Annotated in this window: 15 protein-coding genes; 3 read left to right on the forward strand and 12 right to left on the reverse strand. The window is 63.5% G+C overall.

What is annotated here, in order from left to right; translation table 11 throughout:
- Positions 1-4: 4 nt before the first annotated feature.
- Positions 5-1,339, forward strand: a complete 1,335-nt coding sequence (locus tag AB1555_03135; GenBank protein ID MEW6245687.1) for an aminotransferase class V-fold PLP-dependent enzyme — start codon at positions 5-7, stop codon at positions 1,337-1,339.
- A complete protein-coding gene (locus AB1555_03140) occupies positions 1,332-2,273 on the forward strand; it encodes a hypothetical protein (protein ID MEW6245688.1) in 942 nt (313 codons plus the stop codon). The genes AB1555_03135 and AB1555_03140 overlap by 8 nt, the downstream gene beginning before the upstream one ends.
- 36 nt (positions 2,274-2,309) lie before the next feature.
- On the opposite strand, the gene AB1555_03145 is transcribed toward AB1555_03140, so the two are convergent.
- From AB1555_03145 to nfi, 6 genes are all read right to left on the reverse strand, one after another.
- Positions 2,310-3,080 (reverse strand): hypothetical protein, encoded by a 771-nt coding sequence (locus tag AB1555_03145; protein ID MEW6245689.1) that lies wholly within the window; start codon positions 3,078-3,080, stop codon positions 2,310-2,312.
- A gap of 97 nt (positions 3,081-3,177) precedes the next feature.
- Positions 3,178-3,891 carry an iron-containing redox enzyme family protein gene (locus AB1555_03150; protein ID MEW6245690.1) on the reverse strand — a complete coding sequence of 238 codons (714 nt, stop codon included), beginning with the start codon at positions 3,889-3,891 and terminating at the stop codon, positions 3,178-3,180.
- 110 nt (positions 3,892-4,001) lie between these two features.
- Positions 4,002-4,670, reverse strand: a complete 669-nt coding sequence (locus AB1555_03155; GenBank protein MEW6245691.1) for a tetratricopeptide repeat protein — start codon at positions 4,668-4,670, stop codon at positions 4,002-4,004.
- Positions 4,671-4,952: 282 nt separating this feature from the next.
- On the reverse strand, positions 4,953-5,444 hold the full coding sequence (locus AB1555_03160) for a hypothetical protein (GenBank protein MEW6245692.1): 492 nt from the start codon (positions 5,442-5,444) through the stop codon (positions 4,953-4,955).
- A 164-nt stretch (positions 5,445-5,608) separates the two neighbouring features.
- Positions 5,609-6,211 carry a mismatch-specific DNA-glycosylase gene (locus AB1555_03165; protein ID MEW6245693.1) on the reverse strand — a complete coding sequence of 201 codons (603 nt, stop codon included), beginning with the start codon at positions 6,209-6,211 and terminating at the stop codon, positions 5,609-5,611.
- Positions 6,212-6,303: 92 nt separating this feature from the next.
- Positions 6,304-7,005 carry a deoxyribonuclease V gene (gene nfi / locus AB1555_03170; GenBank protein ID MEW6245694.1) on the reverse strand — a complete coding sequence of 234 codons (702 nt, stop codon included), beginning with the start codon at positions 7,003-7,005 and terminating at the stop codon, positions 6,304-6,306.
- A 725-nt stretch (positions 7,006-7,730) separates the two neighbouring features.
- Between nfi and AB1555_03175 the strand changes: the two genes are divergently transcribed.
- Positions 7,731-7,907 carry a hypothetical protein gene (locus AB1555_03175; GenBank protein ID MEW6245695.1) on the forward strand — a complete coding sequence of 59 codons (177 nt, stop codon included), beginning with the start codon at positions 7,731-7,733 and terminating at the stop codon, positions 7,905-7,907.
- Positions 7,908-7,978: 71 nt separating this feature from the next.
- Here the strand turns inward: AB1555_03175 and AB1555_03180 are convergent, their stop codons facing one another.
- The 6 genes from AB1555_03180 to AB1555_03205 form a co-directional block, all read right to left on the reverse strand.
- Positions 7,979-8,494 (reverse strand): NUDIX hydrolase, encoded by a 516-nt coding sequence (locus tag AB1555_03180; GenBank protein MEW6245696.1) that lies wholly within the window; start codon positions 8,492-8,494, stop codon positions 7,979-7,981.
- A gap of 284 nt (positions 8,495-8,778) precedes the next feature.
- Positions 8,779-9,885: a glycine cleavage system aminomethyltransferase GcvT gene (gene gcvT, locus AB1555_03185; protein MEW6245697.1), complete on the reverse strand. Its 1,107-nt coding sequence runs from the start codon at positions 9,883-9,885 to the stop codon at positions 8,779-8,781.
- A gap of 55 nt (positions 9,886-9,940) precedes the next feature.
- Entirely contained in the window at positions 9,941-10,327 is a 387-nt protein-coding gene (locus AB1555_03190; protein MEW6245698.1) for an FKBP-type peptidyl-prolyl cis-trans isomerase, read from the reverse strand.
- 85 nt (positions 10,328-10,412) lie between these two features.
- Positions 10,413-11,612 (reverse strand): FIST N-terminal domain-containing protein, encoded by a 1,200-nt coding sequence (locus AB1555_03195; protein MEW6245699.1) that lies wholly within the window; start codon positions 11,610-11,612, stop codon positions 10,413-10,415.
- Positions 11,613-11,630: 18 nt separating this feature from the next.
- Positions 11,631-11,858: a hypothetical protein gene (locus tag AB1555_03200; protein ID MEW6245700.1), complete on the reverse strand. Its 228-nt coding sequence runs from the start codon at positions 11,856-11,858 to the stop codon at positions 11,631-11,633.
- A gap of 89 nt (positions 11,859-11,947) precedes the next feature.
- Complete coding sequence (locus AB1555_03205; GenBank protein ID MEW6245701.1) at positions 11,948-13,210, reverse strand: P1 family peptidase; 1,263 nt, start codon at positions 13,208-13,210, stop codon at positions 11,948-11,950.
- Between the last annotated feature and the right edge of the window lie 21 nt (positions 13,211-13,231).

The following is a 13,231-nucleotide window of genomic DNA, read 5'->3' on the forward strand; positions in this document are numbered from 1 at the left end:
AAGCATGGACGCCGACCGGCTCAGTCTCCTGTATCGACGGGACTTCTTGGTTCGCACGGGGTGCGCGCTCGGCGCCGCCGTGCTGGGCGCGCACCTGCCCCGGGCCCGCAGTCTCGGCGCCTCTTCACTTCCGTTCACGTTCGCCGGGTGGGATGCGGTTCGCGATCAGTTCTCCCTGTCGCGCGATGTCATCCACATGGCCTGCTTTTTTCTGGCCTCGCACCCCAGGCCGGTGCGCGAGGCGATCGAGGCGCACCGGCGCGGGCTCGACGCGAACCCGATCGGCTATTGGCTGGAAAACGAGGAGCGCTGCGAAGGGGACGTGCTGCGGGCCGCAGCGGACTACTTGGGCGTCAATGCGACCGATATCGCGCTGACGGACAGCACCACCATGGGATTAGGGCTGCTCTACGGCGGTCTGACTCTGCGGCCCGGCCAGGAGGTGCTCACCACCGTCCACGACCATTACTCCACGGAAATGTCCCTGCGACTGCGGGCCCGGCGCACCGGCGCATCGGTCCGGCAGATTCCGCTGTACCGGAAGCTCAGCGAGGTTACCAAGGACGAGATCGTGGACGCGCTCATTCGGGCCGTGCGCCCGGAAACGAGGGTCGTGGCGGTCACGTGGGTCCATTCGAGCACCGGCCTCAAACTGCCCATCCGGAATATGGCCGACGCCCTGGCCCGGCTCAATGCCGAGCGGGCGGAACGGGATCGTGTTCTGTTGTGCGTGGACGGCGTCCACGGGCTCGGCGTCGAAGACGTTCGCCTCGATGGCTTGGGCTGCGATTTTTTCATCGCCGGCACGCACAAATGGCTGTTCGGTCCTCGGGGCACCGGCCTAGTCTGGGGCCATCCCCGTGCCTGGCCAGCCGCCAACGCGATCATCCCGACGTTCAACTTCGATGCGTACCGCATCTGGATGAAGGATATCCCTCCGCGGGAGATCCCGTACGGCGCGATGATGACCCCGGGCGGGTTCCACTCGTTCGAGCATCGGTGGGCGCTCAACGAGGCGTTTCGTTTTCATCAGGCGATCGGCAAGGCACGGGTCGCGGAACGAATTCACGCGCTCAACGATCAACTCAAGGACGGCTTATCGACGATGCGGCATGTGACGCTTCACACACCGCGTTCGCGCGACCTGTCGGCGGGGATCGTCTGTTTCGAGATCGCCGGCTGGAAGCCGTCACAGGCTGTGGAGCGGCTCCGGCAACGGAAGATCATGGCCAGTGTGACGCCTTATGCCACGCAGTACGTGCGTCTCGCTCCGAGCCTGCTCACGTCATCGGAAGAGGTCGAGCGGACGCTCCAAGAAATTCGGAGATTCGGTGGGTAGCGGCCTGCGCACCAAGACCGCGCCGACGGCGTTCCTGCTGCTGGGCTTCATTCTCTCGGCCGTGGCTTCGCTTGGCTACGCGGCTCCTCCCACATCGGCTCGAGAGGCGGCGGGGCTCCGGGAGCCTGCGGTTGAAGATTTGCGGATCGGGCAATTCTATCGAGGCGGGACCCGCGTCCGGTCTCCTTTCGCGGGCGTCTCGTTCGTCGTTCCACCGGAATGGCGGGCCGCCCTGCCGGCCGGAGCCTCGGTCTTCCTGGACTCCGGCACCAAGGCGGGCTTAGGCATCGTCCATATCTTGAGCGAGGTCACCCGGGACGAATTGATCGCCCGCCTGGATGAACCCCAAACGTTCGACGTCGGGCTGGTCCTGCATCCGGTCGGATCGGTGAAAACGGACGGTCACCGTCTGACGGCAGTCTATGCCGGCGGCGACTACATCGGGCGCGCCGTCGCTATGCTCGGACCGGCCCGCAATGCGATCGTGTACCAGATGGCCGGTCCGAAAGAGGAGGCGCGCTACTTCGAGAACCTGCTCGACGAAGTGGCCGCTTCGACGGAGTTCATCAGCGAGGAGACGGCCCAGGCGCTGAAAGAATGGTACGCACGTCTCTCCGGCATGATGCTGACGCGGAAGCTCCACGCCGCGGGCGCCGACGCCTATGCGGCGCAGACCTGGCACCTCTGCCAGGACGGCCGCTACTACGTTCGGTTTTTGCGCGGGCGCCCGCGGGACCCGGGCGCTCCCGACCCGGGCGAAGGAGGCGAGCAGGATACCGGCACCTGGCGCATCGACATGCAGGACTCACAGGCCGCATTAGTCCTCGCGGCGACTAACGATCTGCCGAGGCGCTATCCGATCCAGTTCGATGGAGCGCACGCGAGGTTGAACGGCGAGCCGGTCACCCGCGAACGCAGCAACGAATGTCCCTGACGCCGGCTGGCTTCGGGGCGCTGGACAAGCGAAGCCTCAATCTGATTTGGCGGCGGTCTTCTCGACCTTGAGGCACTCTCCTTCGCGTACGGGGCCTTTGCTTTCGATCACTTTCCCTTCCAGCTTCGCCAGTCGCTTGTAATCCTTCTCCGGAAGGACCACCCGGTATTTAAATGAAAGCGACCCGTTGCGTGCGGCGACAAATCCATAGTCGTTCCGGTCGAAGGCTGGGGAAAGGCCCAGCATCGGGATCGACGCCTTGTCTCCGAGCATATAGATTTGGCCGACCGTGGTGATGGGTATTCGCCACGGATCACCTGTGGAACAGACATAGGACTCCCCGTTCTCCAGCTTCAGTTCGGCCCTGAAGGCAAGGGATGCGACCCGGCGCTGGAAATATTCGAGAATTTTCGGATCGTTGCTGATCCGCACGGCGTGCGCCTGCAACGACACCAACCCGACGTCGAGTTCCAGCGTCGCATCCATGCTTTGCCCGCCTAACTGGCGGGCCGCCGCGTCCAAGGCTTCGCGCGCCGCCGGCGAGGTGTTCAGCGTCACGTCGATCGTCAGACGGTATTCACCGGACGCCAGGAGCTCCGCTCGCTTCTTGGCTTCGTCCAGTGGGGTCAGCGTGACGACGAATCCTTGGTTGAGAATCTTTTCGAACAGGCGGTCCACGACCACCTGCTGATTCTCTTGGGTGTTTGCCGGGGCGGCCAGGATCGGGGATGTGCCTCCCGGCGATAGGACGGAGCAGAGGACGCTTGCGAGCACGAGCAGCGGTCCGAAAGCGTGTATGGTGGACATGGGTGGGTCCCTCGCTTGTCAGGTTACAGAAAGACGCCCCTCTCCGGGGGCATGCGGCGCAGGCATGGTCTCGACTCTGCGACGGTGTTGGCGGCCGCTACGCAGGACAAGGTTCACCGAAGACTTCCCGATACACGCCCTTCCAAAACTCGTCCCACGCCGCGACGGTCGATCGGGCCCCGGCGGCGACGCGGGCGATGGCCTCCGGAGTCGTCGCGGTTTTGCGCACGGCGGCCAGGAGCCAATCGCTGTGGTTCTGCTCTTCCGTCACGTGCAGCTCGAAGAACGCGAGGTCTTGGGCCGTGAACTCCGGATATCGTTTCAGACCCGGGTAGAAGTAGCGAAACTCCGACGCGGCCGTTGTTTCCACCGCCAACTCAGACCCCAGGGCGGCCAGATAATCCGACCCTGCGAACAGGCCATCGAGGAGTCGGAGATAGGCCGCCACTTCAGAAGCCGGTTCCGTGGCGCGGAGGTCGGATGGGAGCATGCCCAGCGCCTCGCCGAGCCGTTCGAGTTGCCGCACGTGTGCGCGCTCGGTCGAGCCGGAGCCCAGTTCGGAGTACAGCGTCTTGACCAGCTCCACCCGCATCTCGAGTTCATCGATCGGCGTGGCACACAGCAGCCCTTCCAGCACTTTGACGAACCGTTTGCAGAAGTAGTGGTATTGGCGGAACCAACGCCGCAGTTGCTCGCGGCTCAGACGCTCGTCCCTGAACCGCCGGAAAAACGGGTGGTCGTTTACCGGATGGTGAACCAGTTCCGCCATCAATCCGTCAACGGACCAGTGGGACGTCTGCACGGCAGGCATGACCGGTCTCTCGCTCCCGGGTGAGTCGTCTGCAATTTGACCATGCCGGGCGGGGTATAGGCAAGCCCGTGTTGGTCTGGGACAGACCACACCGATCCGCGGCTCGGCGGTCACTGGATTCGGGCAGGATTGAACACTGAGTTTATGCCGCCGGCTTTGGCGCGCACCTGAGAGATGAGGGCTCGGGCTTCCGGGAGAAAGTCCGCGCGCTGGTGGGCTTGGGCCAATTCGAGCGCCTGCAAAGCCAGGGTCATCGCCTCATCGTGACGGCCCCGGGCGCAGTAACTTTTGGCCAGGCTCAGGCGCGCATTCACCGCTCGGGGCTCTCGCTGAATGACTTGGCGGAGCAGGTCCTCGCCCTTCTCGACATTTCCCCCGAACAGGGCCGGAAGCCTGACGAGGAAGGTGCCTTTGGCGGAGAGGGCGTCGAGATGATTCGGGGCGAGTTCCAGGGTGCGATCCAGTTCTTTCATCACGCGCCGGAACCCGAAGACCGACGTGATCCGCTCGCCGTCGATGCGAACCTGTTCGCCGAGGCTGCAGAAGAGGGCAAAATGCGCGTCGGCGTGTCGCTCGTCGAGCGCCACCGCTCGCTCGGCCAGGGCCTGACCTCGAACGAAATGGGCGAGGCGCTTGTCCCGCTCCCGGGCCAGACGACCGAGTTCGCATTCGCGCTGAGCTTGGACCGTCAACTCGGTCGCGGATTCCATTGCGGAGGCAACGGCAGGCAACAAGGCGGCAAGGGCAAACGCGAGCACCGGCGGCGGAATCATTGGCATGGTGGGTCGCCTCTCCCTTTTTTCTTTCCTCGCGACAAGACGGGCTCGCTGCAGTACCGCAAAGAGGATGCCATGAACACCCCGTTTTGCCGTGTCCAGAAAACCGAAGGTACACTGCGGGTTGGGTTCCGTCGGCGCCTGTCCTGGTCAGCGCCGACTGTGGGCGGGATGAGACAGTTGAGTCCGGCCGTGTGTCGAAACGTTACAGTCCGGTCGTCCCAACGGGCAGGAATCCGTCCGCAGACGACCCGACACGATCGGCCTGCGGCTTTCGCGCTTCGCTCAACGTTGCTCCAAGAATTGTTGCAACTGCCGAAGCAGGTCTCTGGCTTGCTCCCTGGATTCCCCGGGTCCCGTTTGAAACCTGGCTGACGGGTCGGCGCTCGGTTGCAGGGAAGCCGGTTCGTTTTCCACGACGATGCCGATTTTCCCTTCCTTGTCCCGCTCCCGTTGGCGCTCCAGCTCACGGGCAATCCTGAGCCTGGTGAGTTCTTCCTGCAACTCGCTCCAGTTCTTGGTCATCCCATCGAGTTTCTCGACCGCGGCGCCGAGTTTGCCCACCCATTCGTCCATTTCTTTCTTGCGCTCCGTGTGCATCTTTTCGATAGCCTGCACCTTGAGCCGTTGCTGGTGGAGTTCCCGTTGCGCGGTTTCCGCCTCTCTTTTGACGGCTTCGTAGGTGCCGCTGCTCACGCACCCCGCGCCGACCACGATCGCCAGCCCGACTACCGCCATTGCCGCGCTCTCGTACCGTCCACGCGCTGTTCCGTTCATGGCTCGCCCTCCATACCAAGCTTCGCTCGGTCCGCTCGCTCTTTACCGCTTTATCGTAACTGAGCGAGCGGATAGAGTCTTCAACCCACAAGTGTTTCCCGGGAATTGTCTTACGAAAAGTGGACAGCCGCCAAAGCCCCGGTATCTTCGCTCTGCCACGGTCTTTATTTACCATCCGCACGGGAAGCGTTTCCACGGGCGGCGCCGGCCCGGACTTCGAGCGCCGTCTTCAATTCACCGAACAGCGCGAGCATCTGCCGGTGGGAGTAATGGGCGTTGCGTCCGCTCGGATTGGGCAGGACGAAGACCTTGGCGCCGGCCAGATGATCCGGCTGCCAGCCGACCCGCGGGCGATTCCTCCGGGCTTGCTCCGCGCGGCGGGCGCCTGATTGATCCGGGAACAAGACCCTGGAGAGCGTGACGCCGAGGAGCGCCACCACCGGGGGACGGTATCGTCGAATCTTCGCCAACAGGGTCTTGCGTCCGGCGACGTATTCGAGCGGTCTCAGCGCGTCGATGCCGCGACTGGGTCTGGCGATGAGATTGGTCAAGCCGAAGCCCCAATCCGGCAGCCGACCGTCGTCCTCGTAGGTCACCGGCTCCGGCACGAGCCGCGATTCGTAGAGCAATTTCCAGAAACGGTTGGAATGGCCGGCGAAGTGGTGGCCTACGGCAGCCGATCGCGCCCCTGGATTGATGCCGACGAACAGGACGCGGACCCCAGGTCTGATATGGTCCGGCAGCGTGTTCGATCTTCGCGTCACCATGACGCCCGCAAGTTCCGTTGCTCCGCGATGAGCCGGCGGCCGATTCGCAGAATGAGCGCGGCTAGGTCGAACCCGGGCGGTTAAGCCTGGGCTCATCGAACAGGCAGCTCGTCCTGCCATTGTGTCTGGTTCGCCCGTTCGGCCAGGAGATCGGCTTGCCGTGTCGGTTCCGGTACCCGATAGCCTTTGCCGCAGGCCAAGGTGAATCGAACGGCCTGCTCCAGATCGATGTTGTGCCCCACGGAGACGAACACCGGCCGAACACGGTCTTTGGTCCGGACCGCCGCGCCGATGACTCGGCCGGCCTTGTCGTGCAGATAGGAGAAGGAGGACCGGGATGGCTTCGGCTCGACATATGAGCCGAACAGCAGCGACTTCGCGCAGCCGATCACCGGCTTCTCCAACAACAAGCCGATATGGCATGCGATGCCCAGTCCGCGCGGGTGGGCCATCCCTTGACCGTCGATGAAGATCAAGTCCGGCTCATACGCGAGCCGCTCGAAAGCCCGGAGCAAGGCCGGGGCCTCGCGGAACGACAAGAGTCCGGGAACATAGGGAAACGAAACCCGATCCTGCAGGGTCACCGTTTCCACCGGCTCCAAGTCGGGAAAGGAGAGCACAACGACCGCGACAGACATGGAATCGGACCGCTTGTCGTACGCGACATCCGCGCCGGCGACAGCGGAAGGTCTCAACACCCCGCCCGTGGTCTTGACCTGTCGGCGGAGTTGGACCTGGACTTGTATGGCTTCCTTGGGTGTGATATCCCACCGATGAAGGGTCTTGACCTGCATGGCTTCGCCCTCACTGAGGGACCAAGGTGATATGCCGAGAGTGTAGCCTCGCCTGAGCCATTTTGCTACAGGCCGTATGGTAGAGCAGACAGGGTCTTCGCGGACCGCTCTCCCAACAACATGAGATACTAAGGGTTCTCTACTCGTGCAGGCCAGGCACTGGATTTGCTCATTTCCCGATCGGGTCCGTTGTGAAGAGCTTCCGGAGAACGGGCCTGGGCATTCGTAGAACGGATTCATGCGACGAGCCATCGAAGGCTTGTAAGCAGCGCGGCGGCTGTGCCACGCCGCGCAGAGGTCCCATCTTCCTCCTGGATGGGACCTCCCCCTTCAGCATACAAACGTCCACGCCGGACGCGCGGATGCTCGGGAAGAGGACAGGTCGCTTTTCTCGCTTCTCCTTGCGCGGTTGATGCCAGTCTCAAGCCCGAATACCCGCAAGGCAAGAGATGAAAACCGGCCTGTCCTCCCTTTTTTGCACCTCCAGAAGCCTGCCTGCTTCATCGACCTTTCGTCTGGCGAAGAGGGCGTGAGGCAATTTAGTCTTCTCCACACCATTCCGCCACAGTCGGAAGCAGTCGTTCCTTCAGTCCTCTGGGCGTCGCGCGTCGAACTCATTGAGCTCCAACGATTTCCTTGCCGGCTGTCGCACGGCACCGGCTTTGCTCACGCCAGGAGCGCCTTCCGGAAGGCATAGTTCAGAGACCGAAAGGAGGTGAGGTCGAATGAAGCGCTTCCTGATGAGTTTCCTGGCGGTCGCGATCCTGGTGGCCTTTACGGCTCCGTCGTTTGCGGGCGAAGAAAAGAAGGAAGAGAAGAAGAAAGGCGGCAAGCTCATCGAGCAGATCTACGCCGACGACATGAAGAAGGGCGAGAAGAAGGACGAGAAGAAGGGCAAGTAATTGAACGTGTGAGGCGAGGCTGGTTCGCTCGAGGGGTCTTCGCGCTGCGGAGAACTTCTCGAGCGACCGGCTCACATTCCCGCCGAATCGAGAAACACCGTCTGCAGCCCGACGATCGTTTTCCCGTCCCGAATCGTTCCATCCCGAATCTTCGCGATCGCCTGCGCGAGCGGCATCTCCACCACCTCCAGCACTTCGTCGCGGTCCAGTTGCTGTCTGCCGCAGGTGAGTCCCGTAGCTTTGTAGATGTGGATGACTTCATCCGCGAAGCCCGGGGCGGTCCAGATGCTCAGCAGCAGTTCGAGCGACGACGCGCGATAGCCGATCTCTTCTTCCAACTCGCGCGCGGCGCAGTCGCGCGGGTCCTCGGCTGGATGCAGCTTACCGGCGGGAATCTCGTAAACAAATCCTCCGGCCGCATGCCGGAACTGGCGGATGAGCACCACCGTCCCGTCCTCTTTCAGCGGGACGACCGCGGCGGCGCCGGGATGGCGGATGATCTCCAAGTCCACCGTCACGCCGTTGGGCAGTCGCACGGTTTCGATATTCAAGGTCACAACACGACCCATATAAACCGTGTTCTTCATCAAACAGCACTTGCCTGTTACCGGAAGCACTTGAGGAGCGTCCGCTCTGCCTGCATGATGATCCAAGTGTTGTTATCGCGTTGCCTCTTGGTCAACTTCGTCCCAGTGCCATGCATAATCGTGGTCACGATTCAGTGACTCACACCTTCAATGAGGTCCTTGCGTCTCTTATCGGACAGACCTCTCCGAGAAGCAATGCGTTCGAGCCCTCGGTAAAGTTGGTTGATTGATTCGGACCGGTTCTTCATCTTGGCCCATCCCTTCCTCTGCTCACCCCTTACGCTTCACGCCTCACGAGTTTTGCGCTTGTAGAACGGCGGCCGGACGACCACGGCGGGCACGGCTTTGCCCCGGATGTCGATCAGGAAGGTCGAGCCGGGAGTCGCGTAGGTCGGCGGCACGTAGCCCAGTCCGATGCCCTTCTGCAGCAGGGGAGAAAAATTGCCGCTGGTGACCTCGCCGATCGGAGCGCCTCCGGACCGGCCGAGCATCTTGCAGCCATGCCTCGGCACCGCCTTTTCCAACAGCTCGAAGGCCACAAGCCGGCGTGTCGGTCCCTCGGCGTGTTGCTTCGCCAGTCTTGCCCGTCCCACAAAGTCGCCTTTATCGAGACTCACCACCCACTGGGCTCCCGCCTCGATCGGCGTCGTCTCCTCGTCGATATCATTTCCGTAAAGCAGATAGGCCATCTCCAGCCGCAGCAGATCTCGCGCACCCAGGCCCGCAGGCTTCAGACCTTCGGGACGTCCTGTCTCCAACAGTTCGTTCCAGACCCGGGCGGCGGCATGAGCCGGCATATGCAACTCGTACCCCAGCTCTCCCGTGTAGCCGGTCCTGGTGATCAGGCAGGATATCCCGTTCAAGACGGCGTCCAGACACTGCCGGGGGTTGAGATTCGCCACACCCGCGGCTCCCAGCTTCTCCAAAATGGTCCGTGAAGCCGGTCCCTGGATGGCGAGTTGAGCCAGTTCGCTGGATTGATCCCGCACCGTACACTGTGACGCAGGCGTCAGATGGTCGCGCAACCAGGCCGCGATTTTTTCCCGATTGGACGCGTTCACGCAAAGCAGGAACTCGTCCTCTTTCAACCGGTACACGAAAATGTCGTCTTTGATTCCGCCCTCCGGATTGCAGACCATCGAATAGTGAGCGTGCCCGACCGGCAGCCGGGTCATGTCGTTCGTGGTCATCCGCTGAAGGAAGGCGAGTGAACCGGCCCCCGAGACCTGGAGCCGCCCCATGTGGCTGACGTCGAACAGGCCGGCTCTGCTGCGGACCGAGTGGTATTCGTCCACCACGCCGGTGTACTGGATCGGCATTTCCCAGCCGGCGAACTCCACGAGCTTCCCGCCGCAGGCCCGATGCGCGTCATAGAGCGGAGTGCGATTCATGCTTCGATCCGTGCTCACCACCGGACGGAGGAACCTGCGACATCATCGACGTCGGCTAGCGCAGTCCCAACTGTTCCACTTCGAACGTCAGGGTCGCGTTCGGCGGGATGACGTGGCCGGCCCCGCATGCGCCGTAGCCCAGGTCCGGGGGGACGATCAGTTTGCGCTTGCCGCCCACCTTCATGCCTTGCACTCCTTCATCCCATCCCTTGATCACACGCCCCGCGCCGACGCGGAACGAAAAGGGCTCGTTGCGGTCGCGCGAGCTGTCGAATTGTTTCCCGTTTTCCAGCCACCCGGTGTAATGCACCGTCGCGGTATCGCCGAGTTCCGCCGGGCGGCCGGTGCCGACGACCAGATCCACGTACTTCAGGCCGGATTCGGTTGTGACTTCTTCCCCGACCTCCTCGGCTCCGGCGGCCGGCGTCGGGACGAGCGTCAGCAACAGAATGAGCAGAGATCCGAACGCGCTCACGGTTTCTCTCCCTGTGGGCGGGACGACAGGCAGGACAGGGGGAGCGGCATGGTCACGAATCAGGCTCGGAAAACAGCGCGACGCTAGCCGTGTAGCCGTGCAGGAAGTTGCGGCCGCCGACCGGTCCGATCTCCCCCTGAGCGAAGAACCCGGCGATCGGGATGTCCCCCAGCCGTTCGCGCAACACGGAGACATCGTGGTGCGGCCGGCCGAACAGCCCTTCTCCCCGCCCGCAGCAACTGAAGAGCAACGCCCCCAGCGGGGCTTTCCGACGCTGCGTCCGATAGGCGGCCAGCAAGAGATGGAGGTCTTCATGCGCCGACTTGGCGTCCCGCAGATGGAACTGGACGGTTTGGCCCTCCTGAACGATATCGCCGACGGCGACGGCTCCCGTGCTCTGATCCGCGCCGATGAGATTCCGAACGAGAAAGTCCCCGCGCTCGAAGCGATTCCTGTGTTCGTCGATCACGATGCCCAGGTGCAGCGCCCGTTGCGCGATCCGGCGCTCCTCGCCGGAGATCGACTCGAACAGCGCTTGCAGGCGCTCCAGCGCGGGAGCACCGCCCAGTTCGTGGATGACGTTGTGTTCCGCCTTGGTGACCACGTACCGGTCGCCGATCGGACGGCATCCCTGCGAAATCACCGTCCCGATGGACACGGGTCCGGAGAGGGCGACGCCCACAAGCCCGCTGTCATACACCTCGTCGTCGAGGACCATCCGATTCTCTCCGACGTCGTGTCCGCCCCCCGCCAGGCCGCCGATAGCGACCGCCCCCGGATACCGCTCCTCCAGCATGGCCAACACCTCTTTCATCGGAATCGAGAAGGGATCGGCCAGGAGCATGAACACCGGGCCGGCGCCGATCGCCCGAGCGTCCGGCCATCCACCGACCGAGAAGCGGTCGAGTTCCCGGGAGAAGGACAGCCGCAGGGGATTCACGCGGACGCCTGGGAGGCGGGCAGCCCACAGCGTCACCGCCGGGTCGGTTTCAATCTCCTCTCCGCCCGCGATCACTCCTTCCCCCGAGCATCCGAGCAACACACGCGGCCCCGCTTCTTTGCGCACCGCCGCGCCCAGCGACTCGGCCCGCGCCGAGTAGTGGTTGGAGAAAAACAGCAACGCCAGATCGATCGGGTCTTCGCCGATTTGCCGGCGCACCGCCTGCGCGACAGCCCGGCCGGCGGCCGCAGCGTCGGTCAGGCGGGACAGGGCGGAGGCGAACCGGAGTGTCGAAGTCGTGGTCGGGATCATCGTGCCGATGCGGGCCGGCTAGACGTCGGGATTGACGCGGTCTCCCCGCTCTTTCATGAGCTTCTTGTAGTACCGCCACATGTAGGAATAGTAGTCATCGAGTTGCGCCAGCAGATAGTGGAGCTCGGTCGGGTCTTCAGTTTCCAGGGCGCGGATCATCCTGGTCTTGAGGAATTCGGCGAAGCCCTCCGTTTTCTCCAGGGCCGTCAACAGCCTGAGCCCTCCGCCGATCTGATAGTCGCCCATACGATTGCTCCTGCTTGCCGACACCGCGGCAGCAGCATAGCGACGCCGCTCCTCAAAATGCAAGCTACCCGATCGAGGGGAGGCGCGTCTTATTGCGGGAGCGACAGCAGCGTCCGCAGTCGCGCCAAAGAAATGGCTTCGATTCGGCGATGGTCCCGCCCGACGACGGTTCGCGCCGTCGTCAGCGCGTTCACAATGGCCTCCTCCGTGGCCTCCACCGTGGCCGTCAGCAATGGGTTCAGGTGGGTGTCCGCCAGGTGCGTCATGGAGAACGTGCGCTCTTTCGGATAGTGCGGGATACTATTCGCGGTCGAGAACGCGAGCATGAAGTCGCCGCTGCCGTGCCGCGCCGTGGAGCCGGTTCTGGCCAGCCCCAACGCGGCCCGTTTGGCGAGCCGGGAGAGTTGGCGGCTGTCCAGCGGCGCATCGGTCGCGATGATCACGATGATCGAGCCTTCGCCGCCGCCCGGCTGTCCCTCGTGCGCGACGGCATCCGACCCCTCCAGCGCACTCGACTTCCCGCTGAACGGCTCGCCTCGATCGTATAACCGGCCCACGGGGACACCGGCGATGATCAACTCCGGGCGCCGCCCGTGGTTGGCGTTGACCAGCACGCCGACCGTGTACCCTCCCTCCTCATCCGGCAACCGTCTCGAGGATGTGCCGATCCCTCCCTTGAACCCATACGACACCATGCCGGTGCCGGCTCCGACCGTGCCCTCCGCGACCGGACCGGCGGAGGCGTGGTCCAGCGCTTCAATCACGTCCTGCTCGGACACGTGTCGCCCCTGAATGTCGTTGAGGCGGCCGTCGTCGCATTCGGCGACGACCGGGGTCAGGGTGTCATCGGTGATGCCGATATCGGGATAACGGGTGATCATCCAACTGATCACCCCGTTGGCCACGCGCGGCACGTTCAGCGTATTGGTCAGCGCAATCGGATATTCGAGAAAACCGGATTCCGCCACCCAGGCCAACCCCGTCATCTCGCCCGTGCCATTGAGGACAAAGGCTCCGGCCGGCGCCTTCTTCCGCCAGACATCATCGCGCGGGATGACGACCGTGACGCCGGTCCGCACAGGACCTTCGCCCGGCTTGAGCGGGCCCTCTCCTTTGATCAGGGTCACATGCCCGACTTTCACGCCCGCCACGTCGGTGATCGCGTTGAGCGGCCCGGGCGGGTAGCGGCCGATCACGATCTTCAGATCTCTCGCCCGCGCGCGGGGCTCCTCCGTGCCGGTCCCTGAAGAAGGCTCGGCGGTCCGACCTGTGCCGGAGAGCGAACAGGACGCCAGTATCGCGGCGACGATCACCGTCGCCATGCGGGCGAACACCATACAGCGGTGACGCATTACAATCTTCCCGTCGGTCGG

It is taken from the genome of Nitrospirota bacterium, assembly GCA_040755395.1.
Classification (GTDB): Bacteria; Nitrospirota; Nitrospiria; order Nitrospirales; family Nitrospiraceae; genus DATLZU01.

What these genes read in the sequence shown, in the direction of transcription:
- AB1555_03135 (MEW6245687.1), top strand. Translation starts at nt 5, where the DNA reads ATGGACGCCGACCGGCTCAGTCTCCTGTATCGACGGGACTTCTTGGTT.
- AB1555_03145 (MEW6245689.1), bottom strand. Translation starts at nt 3,080, where the DNA reads ATGTCCACCATACACGCTTTCGGACCGCTGCTCGTGCTCGCAAGCGTC.
- AB1555_03150 (MEW6245690.1), bottom strand. Translation starts at nt 3,891, where the DNA reads ATGCCTGCCGTGCAGACGTCCCACTGGTCCGTTGACGGATTGATGGCG.
- AB1555_03155 (MEW6245691.1), bottom strand. Translation starts at nt 4,670, where the DNA reads ATGCCAATGATTCCGCCGCCGGTGCTCGCGTTTGCCCTTGCCGCCTTG.
- AB1555_03160 (MEW6245692.1), bottom strand. Translation starts at nt 5,444, where the DNA reads ATGAACGGAACAGCGCGTGGACGGTACGAGAGCGCGGCAATGGCGGTA.
- AB1555_03165 (MEW6245693.1), bottom strand. Translation starts at nt 6,211, where the DNA reads ATGGTGACGCGAAGATCGAACACGCTGCCGGACCATATCAGACCTGGG.
- nfi (MEW6245694.1), bottom strand. Translation starts at nt 7,005, where the DNA reads ATGCAGGTCAAGACCCTTCATCGGTGGGATATCACACCCAAGGAAGCC.
- AB1555_03175 (MEW6245695.1), top strand. Translation starts at nt 7,731, where the DNA reads ATGAAGCGCTTCCTGATGAGTTTCCTGGCGGTCGCGATCCTGGTGGCC.
- AB1555_03180 (MEW6245696.1), bottom strand. Translation starts at nt 8,494, where the DNA reads ATGAAGAACACGGTTTATATGGGTCGTGTTGTGACCTTGAATATCGAA.
- gcvT (MEW6245697.1), bottom strand. Translation starts at nt 9,885, where the DNA reads ATGAATCGCACTCCGCTCTATGACGCGCATCGGGCCTGCGGCGGGAAG.
- AB1555_03195 (MEW6245699.1), bottom strand. Translation starts at nt 11,612, where the DNA reads ATGATCCCGACCACGACTTCGACACTCCGGTTCGCCTCCGCCCTGTCC.
- AB1555_03200 (MEW6245700.1), bottom strand. Translation starts at nt 11,858, where the DNA reads ATGGGCGACTATCAGATCGGCGGAGGGCTCAGGCTGTTGACGGCCCTG.
- AB1555_03205 (MEW6245701.1), bottom strand. Translation starts at nt 13,210, where the DNA reads ATGCGTCACCGCTGTATGGTGTTCGCCCGCATGGCGACGGTGATCGTC.